Genomic DNA, 23259 nt, shown 5'->3' with positions numbered 1-23259 from the left:
GCTTCTCGGACATCAGCCTGGACCCGGCCGAGCCCTTCGACTTCGACGAGGAGCCCGAGGTCATCGAGGTCGCCGAAGCACCCGGCCGGAAATGGCGGCGCGCGGACGTCGCGATCATGCTGGGCTACCTGCTGTTCGCGTTCATCCTCTACAGCGGCCAGTGGCTGAACTTCACCAGCGGCTACCTCTGGAACAGCGCGTCCGACCAGAACCTGTGGGAGTGGTTCTTCGACGTCACCGCGCGCAATGTGGTGAACCTCGACAACCCGTTGTCGTCGAACCTGCAGAACTACCCGCTCAGCGTGAACATGATGGCCAACACGGCCATGCTCGGCCTCGGCATCCCGCTGACGCCGATCACGCTGCTCTTCGGCCCGACGGTGACCTGGGCGATCGCGCTGACCGGCGGGCTCGCCGGCTCCGCGGCGGCCTGGTACTGGGTGTTCTCGCGGCACCTGGTGCCCTTGCGGGCCGCGGCGGCGATCGGCGGCGCGTTCTGCGGCTTCGCGCCTTCGATGGTCTCGCACGGCAACGCGCACCCGAACTTCGTCGCGTGGTTCCTGCTGCCGTTCATCGTGCTGAAGCTGATCCAGCTCGCGCAGGGGCTCCGGCCGGTGCGCAACGGCGTGGTGCTCGGTCTCCTGACGGCGTACCAGATCTTCCTCGGCGAAGAGCCGCTGCTCATCACGGGCGTGACGTTCCTGATCTTCGGCCTCGCGTACGCGCTGTCCAAGCCGCGCGAGATCCTGGTGATGATCCGCCCGTTCGCGACCGGCTGCGGCGTCGGCGCGGCGGTGGCGCTGGTGATCACCGCTTTCCCGCTGTGGTGGCAGTTCTTCGGGCCCGAGAGCTACCAGGCCATCGAGCACGGCCCAGTCGGCAACGACACGGCGGCGTTCACCCGCTTCGCGACCCAGTCGATCGCGGGCGACGCGAAGGCCGCCGCCGACGTCTCGATGAACCGCACCGAGGAGAACGCCTTCTTCGGCTGGCCGCTGATCGTGTTCATGGTGGTCTTGACCATTTGGCTCTGGCGCGACCGCTTCGCCCGCTCGATGGCGATCGCGATGTACGCGATGGCCTGGCTTTCCATGGGTGTGCAGATCATCGTGGCGCACGAGGAGACCGGCATCGCAGGCCCGTGGAAGTGGTTCAACGAGCTGCCGCTGCTGGAATCGGTGCTGGAATCCCGGTTCGCCATGGGCTGCGTGCCCCTGATCGGCGCCCTGCTCGCGGTCGCGACGCACCGCGTGTTCGCACTCGGCCCCGGCACCCGGGAGGTGCCGTTGCGGCTGCTCTGGATCGGCGCGATCCTCGCGGTCCTGCTGCCGATCGCCCCGACGAAACTGATCGTGAAGGACCGGCCGCCGACGCCGCAGTTCTTCGCCGACGGGACCTGGAAGTCCTATGTGTCGGGCGGAACGGTCGTCACGGTCCCGCTGCCGAGCGGCGGCGAGTCGGAGCCGCTGCACTGGCAGATGGACGCCAAACTCGGGTTCGCCATGCCGGAGGGCTACTTCGTCGGCCCGAACGGCCCGGACGACAAACGCGGCCGCTACGGCGCGATCCAGCGGCCGACGTCGATCCTGCTCGACCAGATCAAGCAGACCGGGTCCGCGCCGCCGATCGACGACACCATGCGGGCGCAGGCCGTCGACGACCTGAAGTACTGGAACGCCGACGTGCTGGTGTTGATCCCGCGGCAGAACGAGTTCGCCTTCCGGTCCACTGTGGACTTGCTGCTGAACCGGCAGGGTCAGTTCGTGAACGGCGTCTGGATCTGGGACACCCGCGACCTCACCCCCTGAGAACGGGATAAAGCGGGCTTTATATCGGGACGCTTTTCCCCGATATAAAGCCCGCTTTATCCCGTTCTTGTCAGAGGACGATGCGTTTGCCGGTCGCATGGTCGAGGACGGTGGCGCCGTTCCGGATCTGGTCGCGGTGGATCTTGCAGAGGTTGTCCTTGTGCGCCAGGAACCCGCAGCGCCCGGTGCCCACCCAGGCCTGCGCGCGGCACATGTTCAGCTTGATCTTCTTCCAGTCCACCGGGGTGGCCTTCGACGGCGGCACGCGCGGGAAGAGCGGCTTGGACGGCTGCGGTTGTATGTCGAGACTCTCGAAGAACTTCTTGAACTTGGGGTCGACGGTGGGCTTCTGACCGAGCAGCGGATAGCGCTTCTTGATATCCGATTTGGCGAGCCAATTCTGCAGGGCCTGCTCCGCGGACACGGTGGGCAGGCGGAACGGGACGCTGCCGTCCGCCTGCTTCAAGCCGATCTTCGTGATCAGCGCGTCCGTCGGCTGCTGGGTGGCGATGGTGATCTTGGCCGTGTGGTTGTCGGCCACGAACGGCTGAGCCCAGCCGAGCCCGCGCAGCGTCGGCAGGTCGCCCGAGTTCTTGGGCAGGTCGATGATCAGCGCGGTGACGAAGTAGTGGTTGCGCGGCAGCGTCACGTGCGCGGTGTCGCCGAGCACCATCGGCAGGGTGATGCCGGTGGACTTGTCGCTGAACTTCTGGAACGTGAGGATCACCGGCGACCTCGTCTGCGCCAGGTGATGCCGCACGGTGAAGTCGACGTCGCTGGTGGCCTGCGCGCCCGGCGCGGTGAGGTCGTGCCGCTTGACCTGCGGCGCGGCCAGCGCGTTGCGGCCCCGGCCGACGGCGTTGTCGAAGAGCCAGTCGACGCCGCGGCCCGCGAGCCGGTCGAGCAGCCAGATCAGCGCGCCGACCAGTATCGGATCCATGCCGACCTCCCCGTCACACACCAAGGCGCTGTCTCGTCTGGATTTCGAACGAGCCAAGGAGGAGAAATATGCCCCGCCTGACCGCGATCAAGTACGCCGATGCCGGACCGTTGCTCAAACTCGTCTACCGCTACGCACGCAAGCGCTTCGGCGCCGTGCCGGAGCCGCTCACGCTCACCGCGCACCACCCGGGTCTGCTGCGGACTTCGGCGATGCACGAGATGATGGTCGAAAAATCGGCGAAGACGTTACCGCTGAGCGTGCGTGAACTCGCCGTTTACCGGACCGCGACCCAGCTCGGGTGCTCGTGGTGCGTCGACTTCGGGACGATGCTGCAGCTGCACGACGGTCTCGACATCGAGCGGCTCAAGAAGATCGACGACTACGCCACCTCGCCCGCGTTCAGCCACGCCGAGCGCCTCGCGATCGCGTACGCCGACGCCATGACCGCCACCCCGGTGACCGTGACCGACGAGCAGGTCGCCGAGCTGGAGGCCGAATTCGGCCGCAAGGGCGTCATCGAGCTGACCTACCTGATCTCGCTCGAGAACTCGCGCGGGCGGATGAACAGCGCGCTGGAGATCACCGACCAGGGCTTCACCTCGGGCGCTGCCTGCGAGGTCCCCCTCAGGTAGGAGACCGGTTTTCGAGCCTCAGGCTGACGTGCGCGGCGCCGGAACCGCGAAGGATTCCCCTCACCACAAGGAGGGGAATCCATGGCACTCATCGCCGCCGAACGCGTCAAACTCTTCAGCACCCGCTCGGCGTGGTCGTGCGCCGCGCTCGTGCTGGCCGTCATGATCGGCTTCGGCATGCTCATCGTCGGCAACCACGTCGAAGGCACGTTCGTGCCGACCGTCGCGAGCACGCAGTTCGGCTATCCGTTCGCGCTGGCCGTCATCATGGTGCTTTCCGCGCTCTCGGTGACCACCGAGTTCCGCGTCGGCACGCTCTACACGTCCTACCTCGCGGTGCCGCGCCGCACGCCGATCCTGCTGGCGAAGACGCTGGTCGTGGCCGCGTTCGCGTTCTGCGTCGGCGAACTCGCGGCGTTCGGGGCGTGGGGCGCGGGCTACGTCGTCGCGCCGGACGGGCTCGCGCTCGACAGCTCCGCCGACTGGCTCATGGTCGCGGGCACCGGCCCGGTGTTCGCGTTCGCCGCCGTCATCGGGGTGGCTGGCGGGCTGTTCCTGCAGCACAGCGCCGGGGTCGCGCTGCTGATCGTGTACGTGCTCATCGCCGAGGACGCCGTCGCGGCCATCCCGGAGGCCGGCATCGGCATCCACCGCTGGCTGCCGTTCAACGTCGCCAAGAAGTTCCTCAGCGGCGACGGCGGCGCCAGCGCGGGCCGCAACGGCGGCAACGCCCAGGTGCTGTCGGACTCGCCGCTCAGCCAGCCCGCCGCGCTCGCCTACTTCGCCGGGTGCGCGCTCGTCCTGCTCGCGCTGGCGGTCCGGTCGGCTAAGAAACGGGATTCGTCAGACGGGTGAGCTTGTCCGGGTTGGCGATGTCGTAGATCGCGACGATCTTGCCGTCGCGGATGCTGACGGCGTCGACGTGCGCGTCGACCGGCGGGAACCCGTCCTGGGGTTCGGGCACCGCCGGGATGTAGAAGCCCAGGTCGCCGTTGACCAGCACCGGCGCGCTCCCGTCGAACGCGCCGGGCTGGTACTTCCGCAGCAGGCCCAGGAAGAACCGCACGACCTTGTCGGCGCCGACCATGATCTGGCGGGTGGTGCGGGCCTTGCCGTTCGAGTCGCCGATGAGCACCACGTCCGGGTGCAGCACCTCGGCCACCGCGCGGATGTCGCCGCTGAGCAGCGCGACCGTGAACTTCTCGAGGATCGCCTGCTGCTCGGGGAGCGTGACGCGGGGCGGCGGGTCGGCGTCGGCGAGCGCGCGGCGCCCGCGTGACCCGTGCTGGCGCGCCGCCGCGGCACTGCAGCCGAGGATCTCGCCGATCTCGCCGAACGGCACCGAGAACGCGTCGTGCAGCACGAACGCGACGCGCTGCTCGGGGGTGAGCTTGTCGAGCACGACCATCGCCGCCAGCCGGATGCCGTCGTCGAGCACCGCGGCCTCCAGCGGATCGGGCGAGGGCGCGTTGCCGATCGGGGTGACGATCGGCTCCGGCAGCCACTGCCCGATGTATTGCTCACGGCGCACGGCCGCCGAGCGGAGCCGGTCGAGGCAGATCCGGCCGACCACCGTGGTCAGCCAGGCGCGGCGGTCGAGGATGGCGTCACGCTGGGCGGCCGACAGGCCCGCGATGCGCAGCCACGACTCCTGGACCGCGTCCTCGGCGTCGCTGACCGTGCCCGTGAGCCGGTAGGCCACCGCCACCAGATGGGACCGGTGGGTGGCGAATTCCTCGGCCAGTACGTCCAGCGCGCTCATAGGCCGAGTGTGCCGCAAGGCTCCCGAGCCGTCCGAACTAGAGTGGGGGCGTGGCAGGACGGATTCGGGAAAGCGATATCGCCGAGGTGCGCGACCGCAACCGGATCGACGAGGTGGTGGGGGAGTACCTGCTCCTGCGTCGAGCGGGTGGCGGCAGCCTCAAGGGACTGTGCCCGTTCCACGACGAGAAGACCCCGTCGTTCAACGTGCGTCCCACTCACGGCACCTTCCACTGCTTCGGCTGTGGTGAGGGCGGCGACGTCATCAAGTTCATCATGCAGATGGAGCACACGTCGTTCGTCGAGTCGGTGGAGCGGCTCGCGGACCGCGTCGGCCTGCGGCTGACCTACGAGGGCGGCGGCGGGTCGGTCCAGCGTGACCGCGGCACCCGCACCCGCATGGTCGAGGCGCACAAGCACGCGCAGGAGTTCTACGCCGCGCAGCTGCAGACGCCCGAGGCGCAGACCGCGCGCGAGTTCCTCACGCAGCGTGGTTTCGACGGGGCGGCGGCGCAGACGTTCGGCTGCGGGTTCGCGCCGTCCGGCTGGGACAAGCTGACGAAACACCTGCTGAACAAGGGTTTCGAGGTCAAGGAGCTGCTCACGGCAGGGCTGGCCAAGGAGGGCCAGCGGGGGCCGATCGACCGGTTCCACCGCAGGCTGGTCTGGCCGATCCGCGACGTCGGCAACGACGTGGTCGGCTTCGGCGCGCGGCGGCTGTTCGACGACGACCGCATCGAGGCGAAGTACCTCAACACCAGCGAGAGCCCGATCTACAAGAAGTCGCAGGTGCTGTTCGGGCTGGACCTGGCCAAGCGCGAGATCTCCAAGCGCCACCAGGTGGTCGTGGTGGAGGGCTACACCGACGTGATGGCCATGCACGTCTCCGGCGTGCCGACGGCCGTCGCGTCGTCGGGCACCGCGTTCGGCGAGGACCACATGAAGGTGCTGCGGCGCCTGCTGATGGACGACGACGCCTTCCGCGGTGAGATCATTTTCACGTTCGACGGCGACGAGGCGGGCCAGAAGGCCGCGCTGAAGGCGTTCGAGGGCGACCAGACGTTCGCCGGGCAGACCTACGTCGCCGTGGCCCCCGACGGCATGGACCCCTGCGATCTGCGCCTTGCCAAGGGCGAGGCGGCGGTCCGCGATCTGGTCGCGCGCCGGATCCCGCTGTTCGAGTTCGCGATCAAGAGCATGCTCAAGACCTTCGACCTCGACTCGGTCGACGGCCAGGTCGCGGCGCTGCAGAAGACCGTCCCGCTGGTCGCCAGGATCAAGGACCGCGCCGCGCGTGACGGTTACGCGACGAAGCTCTCCTGGTGGGTCGGCTGGCCGGACCCCGCTCAGGTGGTCAGCCGTGTGCGCGGCAGCGCGGGCGCGACCGACAAGCAGGCCGCCCGCCGCGTCGCGGCCCCGTCGTCCAACGGCAACGGCGAAGCGGGCGACATCCCGTTGCCCGCACCCGGCGACCCCCGGCTGGTCGCGCAGCGCGAGGCGCTGAAGGCCGCGCTGCAGGAGCCCGCGATCGCCGGCCCCGAGTACGACGCGCTGCCGGAAGACGCGTTCACGCACCCCGCGTACGTGCTGGTGCACAAGGCGGTGCTGGCCGCGGGCGGCGTCTCGTCCGGCCTCGCGGGCCCGGCGCTGATCGACGCGGCGGCCGCCCACTGTCCACAAGGGAAGGTCCGCACCCTGATGAGCGCGCTCGCGGTCGAGCCGTTGCGCGCCAAGGGCGAGGCCGACACCCGCTACATCAGCGGCGTGCTCGCGGCCGTCCAGGAGAACCTGGTCGGGCGCCAGATCGCCGAGATCAAGTCGAAGCTGACGAGGCTCTCGCCGGTCGAGGCCCCGGACGACTACCGCGCGCTCTTCGGCGACCTGGTGGCGCTGGAGCAATATCGCAAGGCGCTGAAGTCGCAGGCGATCGGCGGATTGGACTAGCGATGCGCTGGCTGAAGTTCCTGCTGGGGAACCGGGTGCCCGACGGGTTCGACGGCGAGCTGGCCCCCGGCGAGCACGTGCTCGACAGCGCCAAGGTCGACAGCGGCGGCTTCCTCCTGGTCACGCCACTGGGCCTGTGGATACCCGGCCCCCGTCGCGTCGGCTGGCACATGATCGCCAAGGCCGCGTGGGCCGACGGCGTGTTCACGCTGACCGAGGCCGAAGAGACCGGCAAGGCGGGCGCAGCGGTCGTGCTGGCCGACCTCAAGCCCGTGACGTTCAAGCTGTCGTCGCCCGGTTCGGTCCCGCGCATGGTGCACCAGCGCGTCACCGGCTCCATCCGGGCCCGGCACCGCCAGGAATTGCCTGGTGGCGGCGCCTGGTTCGTCCAGCGCAAGCTCCCCGGCCAGGACGGCGTCGTGCTCCAGGTGCGGCCGGACCCCGGCACCGACCCCGCGCTGGTCGCGGACATCGCGGCTGAAGCCGCCGGAAAGCTGGCCAACCCGGGCGCCTAGCAGTACGCTCGTACTCAGTACAGTCGTACTGCTACGGGAGGCGCTCATGTGGGACCCGGCCAAATACCTCGACTACGCCGACCTGCGCGCCCGCCCGTTCCACGATCTCGTGGCCCGCATCGGCGCCGAGGACCCCCGCCGAGTGGTCGACCTGGGCTGCGGCCCCGGCAACCTCACCGCGTCACTGGCCGAGCGCTGGCCCAACGCCACCCTCGAAGCCTCCGACAACTCACCCGAAATGGTGAAGGCGGCCCGCGAGGCCGGCATCGACGCCCGCGAACTGCCGGTCCAGGACTGGGCGCCGGAGCCCGACACGGACGTGGTCATCTCCAACGCGGTGCTCCAGTGGGTCCCCGAACACCGCTCGCTCCTGCGCCGCTGGACCGACGAGCTCCCGGCGGGCGCCTGGCTCGCCTTCCAGGTCCCCGGCAACTTCAACGCCCCCTCCCACGTACTCGCCCGCGAGGTGGCCGCCACCTGGCAGCTGGAGCTGCGCGACGAGTCCGCCGTGGACACCGCCCAGGACTACGCCGAGCTGCTGGCGGCCGAGGGCTGCGCGGTCGACGCCTGGGAGACCACGTACATCCAGCGCCTGACCGGCCCCGACGCGGTGCTGGAGTGGATCACCGGCACGGCGTTGAGGCCGGTCAAGGCGGCACTGTCCGCGGACGAGTGGGCGACCTTCCGCGCCGACCTCGCCCAGCGCTTGAACCTCGCCTACCCGCCCCGTTCCGACGGCACGACCTGGTTCGAGTTCCGCCGCATCTTCGCGGTCGCCCGCACCTCTGGGTCGTGACTCGAACCAAGAACCCTCCGGTTAACAGCCGCGTGTCTAGCGCTCACCCAGCTTCGCGCGGATGACCCCGGCGGCGCCCTGCACCAGCGGATGGTCGACGACCTTGCGGTAGCTCCGCATGATCTGGTCGTACCGCCCCCGCCCGGCCTTGGCTCCCAGCACGTACCCCGCGGCCACACCCAGCAGGAACCTCTTCATCCACGCCACGCCCTCACGCTCGATCGCCACCAGCGCTCTCCAGTGTCCACTAATCCCCGCCACCATGTCGTCGCCTTCCGGGGGGGTGCTGTTTTTGAGCCCGGGGCTGTGCGCTAAGGTTTCTCTCGTTGGTCGGAGAGATCCGACCGGTCGAGCGATCCCCTGTAGCTCAACTGGCAGAGCATTCGGCTGTTAACCGGAGGGTTCTTGGTTCGAGTCCAAGCGGGGGAGCAATCGTAAGCGAAAGCCCAGGTCATCGGCCTGGGCTTCTTCGTTTTCAGGGGCGTGGGTGCCCATGTCTCATTCGGGCTGCCAGTGGCGCGGTGTTCGCGCTGGGTCGTCGAAGAGTTGTCGTTGGCCGCGAAGGTATGCGCTCTCGCTCAGCATCTCGCATGTCCACTCGCCGCAGGCCGCGAGGCGATGCGCACTGGTGCCGGTGTCGAGCGGCGTGCTGGTGAACCGCGTGACGTCCAGTCCCAGCCGGACAGCTTGTTCGCGCAGTGTCGCTCGCTGTCGTTCCAACGCGGTGACCTGGCGCCGGAGCAGCGCCGCTATGCGGGCGTGCTCCTCTACGGCCTTCTGGTGCTGGAGCCTGGCCTCGGCCAGGTAGTCGTTCGTCCTTGAATTCGTCACGCGAATCCCGGTTGGGGCGCGTCTCAGAAGCCGGTGATCATGAGGTCGTCGGCGTCGTAGCGGAGGTGGTCGCGAACGGCGACGACGCCGGGGATGTGGTGTGCGAGGTGGACGGCGTGGTCGGCGTTGCTGCGCAAGGGGAATGTTCCCTCGAGGGTGACGATTCCGTCGGTGACGCCGATGGTGACGGCGTGCGCGCCCGGGATCGTGGTGGCCAGGATGTGCTCGACGTCGGTGCGGATGGTTTCGTCGTGGCGGAGTAGCTGGCGGAGCGTGTCCTGGCGGTTCAGCAGGCCGATGAGCGTGCCGCGGTAGTCGAGGACACAGAGCTGGCTGACCTGCCTGGTGCTCAGGATGGCGACCGCGGTGCTGAGCGGGGTGTCGGGAGTGGTCGTGATCGCGGGCTTGGTCATGACATCGCCCGCGGTGAGTGCCCGTGCTTTGTGCCAGCGCGCGCGGTAGTGCGAGCCCGAGAGCAGGGGTGGGTGCTCGGCGCCGGCGTGGAACTCGAGCTTGGGGAGCACGTCGGTTTCGGTGACGACGCCGAGTGGATGGCCCGCCGGGTCGATGACGGGCAGCGCGCCGCGGTCGTGGGCGATCATCAGGCCGACGACATGTTTGAAGGGTGTTTCGAGCTCGAGCGTGATCACGCGTGGGTCCGTGAGCTCGGCGACGGTCGGCTCGTCCATCGGTACCTCCCACGGCGCTGCAGGTCCACGGCAGGGTGTCGCAAGGTTCGGCAGTTGCTAAGCTTAGCAACTGCCGAACCTTGCGACTACGTGTCTCGCGAGCTTGTTCCGCGGGAGTAGGGGAGGATCGCTGGTATGACGATGACGGTCCAGGGGCACGCACGGGGAGGTGGGTGCCGGTGAGCAGGCCGCTGTACCAGCTGAAGGCGGAGTTCTTCAAAACGCTGGGTCATCCCGCGCGGATCCGGGTGCTGGAGCTGCTCAGTCAGCGCGAGCACGCGGTCGGGGAGATGCTGCCGGAGGTCGGGATCGAGGCGGCGAACCTGTCCCAGCAGCTCGCCGTGCTGCGCCGGGCGGGGCTGGTGACCACCCGCAAAGAGGGCTCGAACGTGTTCTACGCGCTGACCAGTCCCGAGGTGGCGGAGCTGCTGGCGGTGGCACGCCGGATCTTGACCGGGGTGCTGTCCGGGCAGGTGGAGCTGCTCGAGGATCTGCGCACACCCGCCGCGTCGGCTCCGGCTCGCGGTGATCGGGGTTCCACGCGGCACGAGTGATCAGCCGTCGAGCAGGCTGGTCACCGGGAGAGCCGGGTGTGAAAGGCGTAGGTCGCGGCGTCGGCGATGCGCCGGGTCAGCTCAGCGCCGCTGAGCGGCCGCGTGTGCCGCTCGGAAGGGGAGGTGGCCCGCAGGACTTGGGCGCAGGCATGGAAGATCTCGACGTCCAAGGTCAGCCCGGGTGTGCTCGCCGCGGCCACGAGGAGCCCGGCCGCCACGTGAGGTGCCTCGTCCACGTCGTCGCGGGTGATCACCGTCATCCCGTCGAGGCTCCCGCCAGGGCGGGAGGGCAGCGCCCCGGCGAGGTCGATCACAAGGTCGGCGCCCGCGGCGATGGTGGCCAAGGGAAAGGTGGCGGCGTCCGGGGAATTCCAGGTCGTGATGTCGTCGACCCCGCCAGCCATGAGCAGCGCGATCAGGCCCGGCAGCTCGCGCGCGCCCGCGAGGACCACGCGGTGGCCGCGGGCTCGGCGCCCGGCCTTCGCCAGCGTGCTCAGCGTGACCCCGGCGAGGGAGATGGCGGTGACGTCGTCCTCGGTCAGCAGCGGACGCGCACCCCGCTCGCGTGACTCCGCCGCGACCTCGCGGGCTCGCGTCGAGTCCATGTGGGTGAGCATGACCGCGCCGACGTTCGCGGGCAGCGCCCGGATGCTGGCGGCCAGAGCGGTGGTGTTGTCGGCGTGGAGGACGACGGGCTCGGCGCGTACCCGCGTGAGGTCATTGAGCAACTCGGCTTGGTCACGCAGCGCCTCGTTCAGGTCCGTCCCGGTGGGCACCGCGCTGCCGTCGGACACGATCGCCACCCGCGGTGCACCGGCGCCCGCGGGTGAGGGTGGCATCGGCATCGCCCGCTATCCCCGGCTTTCCGCGGTGGCCAGCTCCGCCGGGTCGATCCAGCCCGAGGTGTCGACGCCCACTCGCTCGGCCGTGTCGAGCAGGTCCTTGATCCGGGCGATGTGCAGGTAGATCTCGTAGTCGTGCTCGGCTTCCCGCGCGGCGGCCAGCTTCTCCTGCGCCCCTTGGATGCGGCCTTGCAGCGCCGTCACGAACTCGCTCATCGTCCTCGCCTCTCCCAGGGTGACCTCTCTATAGTCTCCGCAGTTAAAGAAGTTTGCAAGTCTTTAGGTATGCGAGGATGCGCACATCCGGGCGAGGTTTTACCGGTCGTCGCCGGCGTAGGAGAGTGAACGATCGGCTCGAGCCGACATGTTCGCGGGGAACGGGAAGGCGTAGAACCGGATCGCGATTTCCCGCGTGTTCGCCGATGGCCGGTCGCGCAGCAGGCAGTAGCGGGTGAGCAGTTCGTTGTACTCGGCGGTGAAGCCCGCCAGCTCCGCGGCGGTGAGATGGGTGACCGCGCGTTCACCCTGACCCCACGGCCCGAATTCGTCACGGTGCTCGGCGGCCCAGCCGAGCAGCCGCAGTTCGCCTTCGTACTTCGCCGCCAAGTAGGCCGCGACCGCCGGCCGGTCCGGCTCGTCGACCTCGGCGAGCACGGGCAGGCGGAGCGATTGGCCCACGGTCCGCCACTGACCGTCCGAGCCCTGCCGTACGTAGCCACCTTCGGCGAGGCGCCGCAGCCGCGCGTTCACCTCGTCGCGTGAGTGCCCGAGCGCGGTCGCCAGCGTGCCGGGCGTGGCGGTGCCGAGTGTGCCCAATTCGCGCGTGAGCCGCTGGTAGGAGGGGTCGTTGTGCAGCTCGATGTCCCGCACGGTCATCCCCCGGCTCGGCATTCCTCCGGTGAGCAGCTGCCTGGCTCGCCAGGCGAGCACGATCGCGAGCGGAATCTCGACGAGCACCGCCATGGCGACGCTGACCATGCGGTCCGGTGCGGACCAGTCGAGCACCACGTCGAACCAGGCGTCGCAGCAGAGCAGCGCGGCCGTGGCGGCCAGCATCGGAACGGCGGCGCGCCGCCGTCGCAGGCCCAACCAGGCCGCGACGGTGAAGCAGCAGAGCAATGCGATGTCGAAGCCCACCCAGGCCGACCGCCACTGCCCGGTGTCATGGCCCGCGGGCAGCGTGCGGGCCAGGTAGACCGTCCACGGCACCAGCAGCAGCGCGGCCGCGCCGAGCGCGGTGAGCAAAAGGCGTCGGATCATGCCAGCACGGTAAGTGAATCCGCGCCCGAGATCATCAGGGCTTTCCCTTAGTGGGCGTGAAAACGCGGTTGCCCACAGTCCACAGTCGACGACAGGATGGTCTCGTGCTCCACCAGACGATCATTCGCAGGACCGCGCGGGTCCCGCGCGCCGAGGCCGCGCCGGGCGACGGTGCTCCCGTCGCGCGGCAGATGGACGCCGTGCTCGTCGGCGCCGGGTTCAAGGCGAGTCGCGAGCTGCTGGAACACTTGTCCGGCCTGGAGCCTGGCGCGGCCATGGCGGTGGCCGAGCGGGTCGTCGGCGCGGCGCGGGCCATGGTCGGCGACGACGTCACCCACAACTCGTACTTCCTGCGTTTCCCCGAAGGCGTCCCGGACACCGTCGAGTTCTGGGCACGCTGCCTGCACGAGGCACTCGTCGCGCCTCGGCGCGGCCGTAAGGTGCGGCTTCCGGCGCTGACCGGCGGGTGGCTGAACCTGCTCGACCTGCCCGCGTATGGCCGCTACCAGCACACATACGCCGAATTGCTGGCCGCCCACGACGAGCTGATCGGCTCGGTGAAGGACCGGGTCACCGTCCTGCACCTGGGTGCGACCCTCGCCGAGGAGACGAGCGCGCTCTACCGTGAACTCGCCGCCAGCCCGACGCCGCTCGGCGAGGCGGACCTCGAACTGCTCGCCGAGCTCGCGCTGGCGTGCGTCGACGAAGCGCAGCCGGAGCAGATCCCGGTGCGGGAGAACCGCGCCGTGGTCAACAGCGTCCGGCTGGCCGAGGCCCGCGCGCTGATCCCGGTGGACACCGTGACCGACGTGCTTCGCCTGGCCTGCCGGCTTTCCGGCGGTGACGTCACGCTGGCGACGCCGACCAGGTTCCGCAGTTTCACCCGCCGCGAGCGGCGTGCGCTGCTCGGCGCGCTCGACCAGGTCGTCGACGGCCACCGCGCCAAGCTCGGTGACGTCGCGCGGTTCGCGGGCGCGTGGAAGCGTCTCGGCGAGGGACTGCACCCGCACGAGTACCCGCGGTTCCCGCACGCGGCCGACGTGTTCGCCGTCGCGCGCGGAGAGCGGACCGTGCGGACACTCGCGGGGCGTGCCGAGGAGGCGATGCGCTCGGGTGACGTCGGCAAGACCGCCAGGATCCTCACCGACGCACCGGGCCTGCTGGTGCGCTCGCTGGACCGGTTGCTGCGCACGGCCACACCGTCCGAAGTGGACACTGTGCTCGACGCGCTGGAGTCCGTCATCGGTTCGGTTTCCGGCCGGGTGCTGTGCTCGGTACGTGAGCACTTGCTGAACCGGTCCACTGTGGACCCAGCACGCGTGTTCACCAACCGTGCCCGTCGCGCCTGGGTCGCGGTGGACGCGCGCATGCCGGTGACCGGGGACGTCGTCGAGCGGGTCAACGAGATCATCGACACCGAACTGACCGCGCGGATGCCTGCCTACGGGCGGCTTGTCGTCGACCCGGCCGTGCTCGACGTGGCGCTTCCCTTGTCGGGTAAGGCTTCCGAGGACGGTTTCGCTGTGCTCCCTCGTGGCTCGCGTGTCCGCCTCGACCTCGGGAACGACGACGTGCTGCGGTTCTTCACGTACTGGCGTCAGCGTGCCGAACGCACCGACTTCGACCTGTCGACGCTGCTGCTCGACGAAAACTTCGAGTACGACGGGCACGTGTCGTGGACGAACCACCACTTCGACGGCGTCGTCTACTCCGGTGACATCACCGAGGCCGCCGACGGCGCGACCGAGTTCATCGACGTGTCGCTGCGGAAGATCCGCGCGCGATGCGTCGTGCCGCAGGTCAACGTCTACTCGGGGGAGGGCTTCAACGACGTGGCGGAGTCGATGTTCGGGTGGATGATCCGCGGCCGGGCCCAGCGAGGCGCGCCGTTCGAGCCGCGCACGGTCCGCACCCGCTCCGAGATGCGGGGGAGCGGTCGCGTCGCGCTGCCGGTCGCGTTCCTGCGTGACGAGGCGGGCGTATGGTCGGCGACCTGGCTGCACCTGTACCTGTCGGGCACACCGAGATTCAACCGGGTCGAGTACAACCAGGTGAGCGCGGGCCTGCTGGCGCGGTCGATCCTGCAGCGCCGCTACCTGACGGTGGCCTATCTGGTCGACCTCTCGCGTGCCAAGGCCGCCGCGGTGACGCCGTGGCAGCCGGGGGAGGAGCTCGCCGAGCCGGTGACCTACCTGGGACTCGACCGGCCGGACGGGCTGCCCGCCGGCTCGACCGCGATCACGCTGGACCGGCTAAACCAGTTGATCCCGCGGTGATCATCTCGGTATTCTGCGACGCGAGGCAATGAGGGCACTTCCTTCTGAACCTTGTACCGGATACTAGTTCCCTCCCTCTCCTCGCTCAGCGGCCCGCCGGAAATCCGGCGGGCCGCTGCGTTTTCCGGACCTTCGGCAGTGCGGTGGCGAGTCCGCGGTCGTGGTCACCGGCGGCTGTCCGGAGCCGCGGGCCCCAGCTTTCGGGTGGTGCCCGCGGTGGCCACGCCGAGTGCGATCATCGCGACCCCCAGGCCCAGGTGCAGCCAGTTGTCGGCGGTGTTGACCGGCACGAAGTTCGCCGCCGAGTCGTGGTCGACGACCAGGCCGTAGATCCACAACACCAGGTAGATCACCCCGCCGGCGACCAGGTAGTTCCGTGCGGAGCGCGGAGTTCGTGCCAGCGCGAGCCCGATGATCCCGAACAGCAGATGCACGATGTTGTGCAGCACCGAGACCATGAACAGCCCGAGCAGCATCGCCATCGAGTCGTGCCCGGCGAAGCTGAGCTGGTCGTAGTCGGTGGTGAGACCCGGGATGAATCCGCCGATGCCGACCAGCAGGAACACGACGCCTACGACACCGGCGGACAACTGAGCCGGGGTCCGCGAGGCTCCACCGGGCGTGATACCGGAAGGCTGCTGTCCTGCTTGCGGATGGTGTGGTTCGGCCATGATCGGCGCCTTTCACGGTGGTGGGCGAATTACCAGGCTTACCCGGGTGCGCCGGTGCTAAACGCCATGGTGGAGTGGGACGTTGAGCCCGAGCCGACGTGACAGCGACAGCGCGTTGCGTGGTGCGGCGCCGCGCATGGTGTTGTCGAAGTAGACGTAGACATCCCCGCTCCAACCGCGGATCGTCCGGGCCCACACGTCCAGCAGTTCGTCGGAATAGTCGCTCGCGTAGAGCTCTTCGTGGCCGTGCAGTCGCACGTAGGCGAAGTCGGCGGTCTGCTCGTCGAAGCGCGGAAACCGCCCGGCGGTGTCCGCGATCACGGAAGCGACGCCGTATTTCCGCAGCAGCGCGAAGAAATCCGAGTTCCGGAAGCTGGCGTGCCTCGGTTCGATGGCATTACGGTGCGGCCATTGTGTGAGCGTTGACAGGAACGCTTCGAACACACCGGGATCGAACGGCAAGGAGGGTGGCAGCTGCCATAAGATCGGCCCGAGTTTCGTTCCCAGCTCAAGTGGTCCGGAGTCGAAGAAGGTTTTCAACGCGGATTCGGTGTCGACCAGTCTTTTGCGGTGGGTGACGAGCATGGGGCCTTTCGCCGCGAAGACGAAGTCGTCCGGTGTCCGGGAGTGCCATGAGCGATAGTCGGACGGGCGCCGAAGTGAGTAGAAGGTGCCGTTGAGCTCGATGGAGTTCACCTGACCGGCCAGGTATTCGAGTTCTCGTTTCTGGGCAAGGCCTTTCGGATAGAACCCGCCCCGCCATTCGGGGTACGCCCAGCCGGACGTGCCGATCCTGACATCGTGACTCACCTGCCCCGGGTAACCGGCCGGGCAGGCGTGGAAACATCGAGGTTCCTCACCCAGCCCCGGCGACCTTCGCCTCCCCGAAGAACTTCGCCAGCGCGGCGGCCAATGCCCCGGGGTTCTCCTCGGCCATGTGATGCCCGGAGTCGATCGCGTGCCCGCGCAGGTCGACGGCCCAGTCCCGCCAGATGGCGAGCACGTCGCCGTGGAGGTCTTCGAGGTCGTCCCGGCTGGACCAGAGCACCAGGGTCGGGCAGGTGATCCGGTGTCCGGCGGCTTTGTCGGCGTCGTCGTGCGCACGGTCGACGCCGAGGCCGGCGCGGTAGTCCTCGAGCATCGCCTTGACGGTGGCGGGATCGTGGATCGCGCGGTGGAAGTCGGCGAAGTTGTCTTCGCCGAGTCGTTCCGGGGTGTTGCGGGTGCCGACGTTGTACCAGCTGTCCGGATCGGCGGTGATCACCCGTTCCGGTTTGTCGGGCTGGGCGAAGAAAAACCAGTGGTACCAGGCGCGCGCGAACTCCGCGTCGCAGCGGGCGAGCGTCTCGCCGATGGGGATGGAGTCCAAGATCGCGACGGCTTGGACGGCGTCCGGGTGGTCGAGCGCGAGGCGGGTGGCGACGCAGGCGCCGCGGTCGTGCCCTGCGGCGAAGAAGCGCTCGTGGCCGAGTCGCCGCAGCAGCTCGACGCAGTCGTTGGCCATCACGCGTTTGCTGTACGGGGTGTGGTCGGCGGTGGTCGGTGGTTTGGTCGATTCGCCATAGCCGCGCGTATCCGGGCAGATCACGGTGAAGCGGTCCGCGAGCAGCGGCGCGACGCGATGCCAGGTGGTGTGCGTGCGCGGATGTCCGTGCAGCAGCAGGAGTGGCGGCCCGGAACCGCCGTGTCGTACGCGCAAGGTCACGTCGCCGAGGTCCACCCGGTCGAGTGTGAAGCCGTCGAACATGTCAGACCATGGAGGTCGTCAAGGCGCACTGGCGTACCGCGTGCTCCCGGTCGGAGTACGCGGCCACTGTGCGTGCCGGGTCGGCCAGCGTGAGAACCCGGTCCATCACCGGCGTTCCCGCGGTGACGGCCATGTGCACGCCGGCCGATCGTGCCTTGCGCTGAGCGGTGAGGAGGACGTCCAGCCCGCCGACGGAACAGAACGACACCGAGTTCATGTCCAGTACGAAAGCTTTCACGGGACGGTCGCATGTGGACTCCACCGCCGCGGACACGATCTCGGCGAACTCGGTGACGCTGAGCGCGTCGATGTCACCGATGACGGTGAGGACCTCGATACCGGCCTGTTCGGTCTTGGTCATCGTGAAGTCCATGGCGGTCCCTTTCCGGTCGTGGTCTGGCCATCGGCTACCCACGATGCGCGGATCTCAATCGGCGGCCCGTGTCAAAGCCAGTCGCGGCGCTTGAAGATCGTGTAGAGCCCTGCGGACACCGCGATGATGGCGACTGTCGACACCCAGAAACCCCAGGACTGCTCGAAGCCGGGATACGGCACGTTCTGGCCGTAGAAGCCCGTTATCGCGGTGGGGACCGCGATGATCGCCGCCCAGCTGGTGACCTTCTTCATGATGATGTTGAGCCGGTTTCCCTGGATGTTGAGCTGGGTCTCGCGGATGGTGGCGACCAGTTCCCGCAGCGAATCCGTCCATTCCGAGGCGTGCCGGACGTGGTCGCGGACATCCTCGAAGTACGGCGCCAGCTCGTCGTCGACGATCCGGAGGCCGCGGCGCATGAGCGTGTCGACCACTTCCCGCATCGGCAGCACGACCCGCCGCAGCGCCACCAGGCTCTTGCGCAGCCGGGACGACCGTTGCTGCACCTCGGCGTGGTCGGCGCTGTCGTCGAACACGAGGTCCTCGAGTTCCTCGAGCTGTTCGTCGAGCGCCTGAACCGCCTCGAACTGACCGTCCACCACGTAGTCCAGCAAGCCGTGCACGAGGAAGCCGACGCCTGCCTTGGCCAGGTTGTCCGCTTCGTCCCAGCGGCGCGTCAGGGCGTCGATGTCGAACTGCCCGCTCTTGTGGACGGTCACCAGCGCGTTCTCGGTGATGAAGGCCGAGATCTCCGTGACGTCGAGTTGGCCCGGCCCGGAGTCGAAGCGGACGGCGTAGGTGTTGAGGAAGGAGTGCTTTTCATAGCGGTCGAGCTTGGGCCGTTGCCGCGCGTGCAGCGCGTCTTCCACCGCCAGCCGGTGCAGGCTGAGTTCGTCGGCGATGGTGGCGAAGTCGTCTTCGGTGGGGTCGCACAGGTCCAGCCACACCACCGCCGCCGGATCGTCGAGCCGCTTGGAGACCTCGTCGACCGGGAAGTCTTCGGCTTCCAGGACGCCATCACGGTAGAGCCGGGTACGGGACATGGTGTCCGGGTTCCCCGCCGACGCGGTTCCCATGCACGGCTTCGCCACGACATAGTCCAGCTAGATCGGCTGAGAGCGATCCAGGAGCACCGCCGGAACCGTTTAGGGTCGGGTGACGTCGTATCGGGGTCGAAGGGGGTTGCGGGTGCCGGATGGGAATCCACTGGTCGCACAGGCCAAGTCGCAGACGACGGCGGTCACCGGGATCGGTATCGCCGAGTCGGCGGTCGATTTGGCGAGCGGGGTCAAGGACGGCTCGTGGGTCGAGGGTGGGCTCGGCGCGCTGGGGATGGGCCTGGAGGTGCTGTCGCTGGCGATCGACCCGATCGGGACGTTGGCGCAGTATGGGGTTTCTTGGCTGATCGAGCATGTGCAGCCGCTCAAGGAGGCGCTGGACTGGCTTGCCGGCGATCCTCCCGTCATCCAGTCGTATTCGGATACCTGGGCGAATGTGGCCAAAGAGGTCAATTCGATCGCCGGGGACTTCGGCAACGAGGCGAAGAACGGCACCGCGGGGTGGTCTGGGCAGGCAGGAGACGCCTACCGCGGCGAGGTCGCGGAGCAGGTTGACGCGATACAGGGCGCTGCCACACTGGCCGACGGGGTGTCGACCGGAGTGATGGTGATGGGCCAGGTCGTGGCCATGGTGCGGGAGACCGTGCGTGACCTGGTCGCCGAACTGGTCGGCAAGCTCATCAGCTGGGCGCTCGAAGAGGCCTGCACTCTCGGCTTCGCGACCCCGCTGGTGGCGGTTCAAGCGACCACAGCGATCACGAAGGCGATCAGTAAGGTCTCTGATCTGATCCGCAAGCTGGTCAAGACGATCGGCAATGTGGCTCCGAAGCTCAGGAAGATCATCGACAAGCTCGGTGAGATCATCGAGAAGCTTTCGAAGCTGGGCAAGAAGCTCGGCAAGGGCGGCGGTACTAGCCCCAGCGCGGCGAAGGCCGCGAAGAAGACCGACGGCCCGGACGTCCCCAAGGGGGACACGAGCCCGTCGGCCTCGCATACGCCGGACGAGACAGGGCCGTCGTCGACGCACAGTGGCGACACGTCACCTTCGTCGGCCAAGGACAAGACCGGGACGAACCGGCCGAAGGATCCCGACGACACCAAGACCCCCGAGACCGAGCGCCGGTGCGAGAACGACCCGATCGACGTGGTCACCGGCGAAATGGTGCTCGGGCACATCGACATCGAACTGCCCGGTGTGCTTCCGCTGGTGCTGCGGCGAACCCACGTTTCCTCGTACCGCGCCGGCAGGCTGTTCGGCCGCTCGTGGGCGTCCACCGTGGACCAAAGGCTCGAGTTCGACGAACAGGGCGTGGTGTTCGTCGCTGAGGACGGGATGCTGCTGGTCTATCCCGATCCGCCGGTCAGCGGCGAGGTCATGCCTGTGGCCGGGCCCCGGTGGCCGCTGTGGCGGACTGACACCGGCTTTGCGATCCGGAGGCGGGACAACGGGCACACGCTGCATTTCGTGACCGGTGCGAGCGAAAGCCCGTTGTCCGCGATCGTGGACCGCAACGGGAACAGCATCGAGTTCGACCACGACGAGGCGGGGATGCTCACCGCCGTGCGGCATTCCGGTGGTTACCACCTCGAGGTCGACACCGCGGGCGGACGCGTCACCGAACTGCGGATGCGCGATGCCGCCGTCACTGTCGTCCAGTACACCTACGGCCACGAGGACCGGTTGACCGAGGTGGTCAACTCGTCGGGCCAGTCGCTGAAGTTCACCTATGACCTGGCTGGGCGGATCACCCAGTGGACCGACCGGGGCGGCGAGTGGTACCGGTATCTCTACGACGCGCAGGGCCGATGTGTGGCCAACCTGGGCTCGGGCGGCTTCCTCAACGGGACTTTCACCTACGAGAACCTGACCACCCGATTCACCGACGCACTCGGCCACACCACGACATTCCAGCTTAATGCGGCGCGTCAGATCGTGGCTGAGACCAACGCGCTCGGCCACACCACGACCTGCGAATGGGACGAGCACGACCGCCTGCTCTCGCGCACCGATCCGCTCGGCCAGACGACGCGGTTCCTGTACGACGAAGTCGGGAACCTGGTCACCACGACCCGTCCTGACGGTGTTCAGGTGCTCGCCGAATACGACGATTCCGGCCGGTTGACCACCTTCATCGACCCGAACGGCGCGGTGTGGCGGCAGGAGTTCGACGATCGCGGCAATCTGGTCGCGGCCACCGATCCGGCGGGTGCGACCACCCGGTACCGCTACAACGACCGTGGACACCGGGTCGCGGTGACCGACGCGCTGGGCGGTGTCCGGCGCATCGAGACGAACGACGCGGGCATCCCCGTCGCGATCACCGACGCGGCAGGCGCGACCACTCGCTATGAGTGTGACCAGTTCGGCCGGGTCTCCGCGATCACCGATCCGCTGGGCGGCACTACCCGGTTCACCTGGACCGTCGAGGGCAAGCTGGTCTCCCGCACCCGCCCGGACGGGAGCGCGGAGCGGTGGCGGTACGACGCCGAAGGCAACGGGGTCGAACACATCGGCGCACACGGCCAGGTCACGCGAACTGAAACCACGCACTTCAACCTGCCCTCGGCGGAGACCGGCCCGGACGGTACGCGACTCGAATTCGGCTATGACGCCACCCTCCGGCTGGTTTCGGTGACCAATGCCCAAGGCCTGCGTTGGCAGTACGACTACGACGACGCCGGGAACCTGGTGCGGGAGACCGACTTCAACGGCCGGGCAGTCACCTACGCCTATGACGCCGCCGGCCGGTTGATCGAGCGGGTCAACGGAGCGGGACAGAGCACGCGGTTCGTCCGCGATGTGATGGGCGCCATCGTGGAACGACGATGCGGGGACGCTGTCACCACCATCGGCTACGACGCCGCGGGACGGTTGATTCACGCTCGTAACGCCGACGCCGAACTGCGGTATCAGCGGGACGCGCTGGGGCAGGTGCTGGCGGAAACGGTCAACGGGCGAACCGTGTCCTCCACCTATGACGCTCTGGGGCGTCGTGTCCTGCGCCGCACTCCCACCGGGGCCGAGAGCCGCTGGGGCTATGCCGCCAACGGTAAGCCGTCCAGCCTGGAAACCGGCGGCCGCACGCTGTTCTTCGGCTACGACCCGGCGGGCCGTGAGGTCGAGCGGCTGCTCGACACCGGCACGATGCTGGCGCAGGCATGGGACGAGAACCACCGGCTCGTCGCGCAAACGGTCAGCGCGGTCAGCGGTGACTCTGCCGCACAGGCCCGTCAAATCCAGCAACGGCGGTATCACTACCGCGCCGACGATCACGTGGCCGCGATCGAGGACCAACTCGGTGGCACCCGCCGTTTCGACCTCGACCCGGCCGGTCGGGTGCTCGCCGTCGAGGGCGGCGGCTGGCAGGAGCGCTATGCCTACGACGCCGCCGGCAACCTCACGCAAGCGACGCGGCCGTCGGTGCCGGGCCAGGATTCCCTCGAGTACGGCGGCACGCTGATCCGCCGGGCCGGGGACATCCACTATCAGCACGACGCACAGGGCCGGATGGTGGTGCGGCAGAAGAAGAGACTGTCGCGCAAGCCGGACACCTGGCACTACGAGTGGGATGCCGACGACCGGCTGGTCGCGGTGATCACGCCCGACCGGGCCAGGTGGCGGTATCGGTACGACCCGCTGGGCAGGCGGATCGCCAAGCAGCGCTTCGCCCCGGACGGCTCGGTCGCCGAGCAGGTCGATTTCGCCTGGGACGGTGCCGTGCTTGCCGAGCAGACGCACTCGTCCGGTCAGGCCACGACCTGGGAATTCGATCCGGCGAGCTTCCGCCCGCTCACCCAGGTCGAGCGAGCGCCTGCCGACCAGGAGTGGGTGGACCGGCAGTTCTACGCCATCGTGACCGACATCGTCGGCACACCGACCGAGCTGGTCGACGCTCGCGGGGAACTGACCTGGCGGCAGGAGGCCACGCTCTGGGGCGAAGCCGTCGGAGCACTGACCAACCGGGCATATACCCCGCTGCGATTCCCCGGCCAATACCACGACCAGGAAACCGGGCTCCACTACAACTACCACCGCTACTACGACCCGGCGGCGGGTCGGTACAGCAGCGGCGACCCGCTCGGACTGCCCGGTGGCCCCTCTCCACACGCCTATGTGCACAATCCGATCGGCTGGACCGACGCGCTCGGGCTGACCGAGTCCGGTGACATCGAATGGGCCGATCCGGCTGACATCAACTTCTCGCAGCGCACGATCACCCAGAACGAGTACGCCGATATCATGCGCAACGGCGGCTGGGACTGGGAACGGTCACCGCTGCACGTGATCGAGGTGGACGGGCAGCTCGTGAGCTACGACAACCGCAGGCTGGACGCGGCGAGAGAGGTCGGCCGCCCGGTCGCGATCACCCGGGTCGATCCGAACGCGGTGCACCCCGACTCCACGACCGGGAAGACGTGGGCGGACAAGTTCCGGGAGCGCATGCGCAGCCCGCGGAACCGGCTCGACGGGGTACCCGTGCCGGACAACGGGCTCAGTGAACGGCCGACGCCGGAAGCGCCGGGGTGTGGTGGCGGCAGGAGGCGACGGAGAAGGTGAC

At 68.6% G+C, this 23259-nt stretch carries 22 protein-coding genes and 1 tRNA gene; 10 read left to right on the top strand and 13 right to left on the bottom strand.

Annotated elements, in window-relative coordinates:
- Positions 1 to 116: 116 nt before the first annotated feature.
- A complete protein-coding gene (locus BLV57_RS21635) occupies positions 117 to 1808 on the top strand; it encodes a glycosyl transferase (RefSeq protein ID WP_245757468.1) in 1692 nt (563 codons plus the stop codon).
- 70 nt (positions 1809 to 1878) lie between these two features.
- Here the strand turns inward: BLV57_RS21635 and BLV57_RS21630 are convergent, their stop codons facing one another.
- Positions 1879 to 2748: a hypothetical protein gene (locus tag BLV57_RS21630; protein ID WP_091291464.1), complete on the bottom strand. Its 870-nt coding sequence runs from the start codon at positions 2746 to 2748 to the stop codon at positions 1879 to 1881.
- Between the two features lie 68 nt (positions 2749 to 2816).
- Between BLV57_RS21630 and BLV57_RS21625 the strand changes: the two genes are divergently transcribed.
- Positions 2817 to 3383 carry a carboxymuconolactone decarboxylase family protein gene (locus BLV57_RS21625; RefSeq protein WP_091291462.1) on the top strand — a complete coding sequence of 189 codons (567 nt, stop codon included), beginning with the start codon at positions 2817 to 2819 and terminating at the stop codon, positions 3381 to 3383.
- Between the two features lie 81 nt (positions 3384 to 3464).
- Positions 3465 to 4238 (top strand): hypothetical protein, encoded by a 774-nt coding sequence (locus BLV57_RS21620; protein ID WP_091291461.1) that lies wholly within the window; start codon positions 3465 to 3467, stop codon positions 4236 to 4238.
- On the opposite strand, the gene BLV57_RS21615 is transcribed toward BLV57_RS21620, so the two are convergent.
- The gene (locus BLV57_RS21615; protein ID WP_091291459.1) at positions 4210 to 5145 is read right to left on the bottom strand and encodes a sigma-70 family RNA polymerase sigma factor; all 936 of its coding nucleotides are present in this window, start codon (positions 5143 to 5145) and stop codon (positions 4210 to 4212) included. The genes BLV57_RS21620 and BLV57_RS21615 overlap by 29 nt on opposite strands.
- A 50-nt stretch (positions 5146 to 5195) precedes the next feature.
- Here BLV57_RS21615 and dnaG point away from each other — a divergent pair, with 50 nt between their 5' ends.
- Genes dnaG through BLV57_RS21600 form a run of 3 tightly spaced genes read left to right on the top strand, consistent with a single transcriptional unit; the run spans position 5196 to position 8399 of the window.
- Complete coding sequence (gene dnaG, locus BLV57_RS21610) at positions 5196 to 7088, top strand: DNA primase (RefSeq protein WP_091291458.1); 1893 nt, start codon at positions 5196 to 5198, stop codon at positions 7086 to 7088.
- A gap of 2 nt (positions 7089 to 7090) precedes the next feature.
- Positions 7091 to 7603 (top strand): hypothetical protein, encoded by a 513-nt coding sequence (locus tag BLV57_RS21605; RefSeq protein WP_091291456.1) that lies wholly within the window; start codon positions 7091 to 7093, stop codon positions 7601 to 7603.
- 46 nt (positions 7604 to 7649) lie between these two features.
- A complete protein-coding gene (locus BLV57_RS21600; RefSeq protein ID WP_091291454.1) occupies positions 7650 to 8399 on the top strand; it encodes a trans-aconitate 2-methyltransferase in 750 nt (249 codons plus the stop codon).
- A 36-nt stretch (positions 8400 to 8435) separates the two neighbouring features.
- Here BLV57_RS21600 and BLV57_RS21595 read toward each other — a convergent pair whose 3' ends face one another.
- A complete protein-coding gene (locus BLV57_RS21595; RefSeq protein ID WP_091291452.1) occupies positions 8436 to 8627 on the bottom strand; it encodes a hypothetical protein in 192 nt (63 codons plus the stop codon).
- 128 nt (positions 8628 to 8755) lie between these two features.
- Here BLV57_RS21595 and BLV57_RS21590 point away from each other — a divergent pair.
- Positions 8756 to 8828: transfer RNA gene (locus tag BLV57_RS21590), tRNA-Asn, on the top strand.
- Between the two features lie 69 nt (positions 8829 to 8897).
- On the opposite strand, the gene BLV57_RS21585 is transcribed toward BLV57_RS21590, so the two are convergent.
- Complete coding sequence (locus BLV57_RS21585; protein WP_091291449.1) at positions 8898 to 9230, bottom strand: hypothetical protein; 333 nt, start codon at positions 9228 to 9230, stop codon at positions 8898 to 8900.
- 23 nt (positions 9231 to 9253) lie between these two features.
- Positions 9254 to 9919, bottom strand: coding sequence for a CBS domain-containing protein (locus BLV57_RS21580; protein WP_091291447.1), 666 nt, complete (start codon positions 9917 to 9919; stop codon positions 9254 to 9256).
- A gap of 179 nt (positions 9920 to 10098) precedes the next feature.
- Here BLV57_RS21580 and BLV57_RS21575 point away from each other — a divergent pair, with 179 nt between their 5' ends.
- On the top strand, positions 10099 to 10473 hold the full coding sequence (locus BLV57_RS21575) for an ArsR/SmtB family transcription factor (protein ID WP_091291984.1): 375 nt from the start codon (positions 10099 to 10101) through the stop codon (positions 10471 to 10473).
- A 20-nt stretch (positions 10474 to 10493) separates the two neighbouring features.
- Here the strand turns inward: BLV57_RS21575 and BLV57_RS21570 are convergent, their stop codons facing one another.
- From BLV57_RS21570 to BLV57_RS21560, 3 genes are all read right to left on the bottom strand, one after another.
- Positions 10494 to 11318, bottom strand: coding sequence for a hypothetical protein (locus tag BLV57_RS21570; RefSeq protein WP_143047113.1), 825 nt, complete (start codon positions 11316 to 11318; stop codon positions 10494 to 10496).
- Between the two features lie 6 nt (positions 11319 to 11324).
- A complete protein-coding gene (locus BLV57_RS21565) occupies positions 11325 to 11531 on the bottom strand; it encodes a hypothetical protein (protein ID WP_091291443.1) in 207 nt (68 codons plus the stop codon).
- A 99-nt stretch (positions 11532 to 11630) separates the two neighbouring features.
- The gene (locus BLV57_RS21560) at positions 11631 to 12575 is read right to left on the bottom strand and encodes a MarR family transcriptional regulator (RefSeq protein WP_091291441.1); all 945 of its coding nucleotides are present in this window, start codon (positions 12573 to 12575) and stop codon (positions 11631 to 11633) included.
- A 104-nt stretch (positions 12576 to 12679) separates the two neighbouring features.
- On the opposite strand from BLV57_RS21560, the gene BLV57_RS21555 reads away from it, so the two are divergent.
- A complete protein-coding gene (locus tag BLV57_RS21555) occupies positions 12680 to 14851 on the top strand; it encodes a TerD family protein (protein WP_091291439.1) in 2172 nt (723 codons plus the stop codon).
- A 164-nt stretch (positions 14852 to 15015) separates the two neighbouring features.
- Here BLV57_RS21555 and BLV57_RS21550 read toward each other — a convergent pair whose 3' ends face one another.
- The 5 genes from BLV57_RS21550 to BLV57_RS21530 form a co-directional block, all read right to left on the bottom strand.
- Entirely contained in the window at positions 15016 to 15522 is a 507-nt protein-coding gene (locus BLV57_RS21550; RefSeq protein ID WP_091291436.1) for a DUF4383 domain-containing protein, read from the bottom strand.
- 57 nt (positions 15523 to 15579) lie between these two features.
- Positions 15580 to 16314 (bottom strand): DUF72 domain-containing protein, encoded by a 735-nt coding sequence (locus tag BLV57_RS21545; RefSeq protein WP_218134866.1) that lies wholly within the window; start codon positions 16312 to 16314, stop codon positions 15580 to 15582.
- 64 nt (positions 16315 to 16378) lie between these two features.
- Positions 16379 to 17269: an alpha/beta fold hydrolase gene (locus BLV57_RS21540; protein ID WP_091291433.1), complete on the bottom strand. Its 891-nt coding sequence runs from the start codon at positions 17267 to 17269 to the stop codon at positions 16379 to 16381.
- A 1-nt stretch (position 17270) separates the two neighbouring features.
- The gene (locus tag BLV57_RS21535) at positions 17271 to 17630 is read right to left on the bottom strand and encodes an STAS domain-containing protein (RefSeq protein WP_176968738.1); all 360 of its coding nucleotides are present in this window, start codon (positions 17628 to 17630) and stop codon (positions 17271 to 17273) included.
- Positions 17631 to 17713: 83 nt separating this feature from the next.
- Complete coding sequence (locus BLV57_RS21530) at positions 17714 to 18718, bottom strand: magnesium transporter CorA family protein (protein ID WP_245757444.1); 1005 nt, start codon at positions 18716 to 18718, stop codon at positions 17714 to 17716.
- 112 nt (positions 18719 to 18830) lie between these two features.
- On the opposite strand from BLV57_RS21530, the gene BLV57_RS21525 reads away from it, so the two are divergent.
- Entirely contained in the window at positions 18831 to 23258 is a 4428-nt protein-coding gene (locus BLV57_RS21525; RefSeq protein WP_245757443.1) for a DUF6531 domain-containing protein, read from the top strand.
- Position 23259: the final 1 nt, after the last annotated feature.

The sequence above is a fragment of the Amycolatopsis xylanica genome (assembly GCF_900107045.1).
In the GTDB taxonomy this organism is placed as follows: domain Bacteria; phylum Actinomycetota; class Actinomycetes; order Mycobacteriales; family Pseudonocardiaceae; genus Amycolatopsis; species Amycolatopsis xylanica.
Note: the sequence above shows the minus strand (reverse complement) of the source record. Positions and strands in the feature narration are given on the sequence as shown.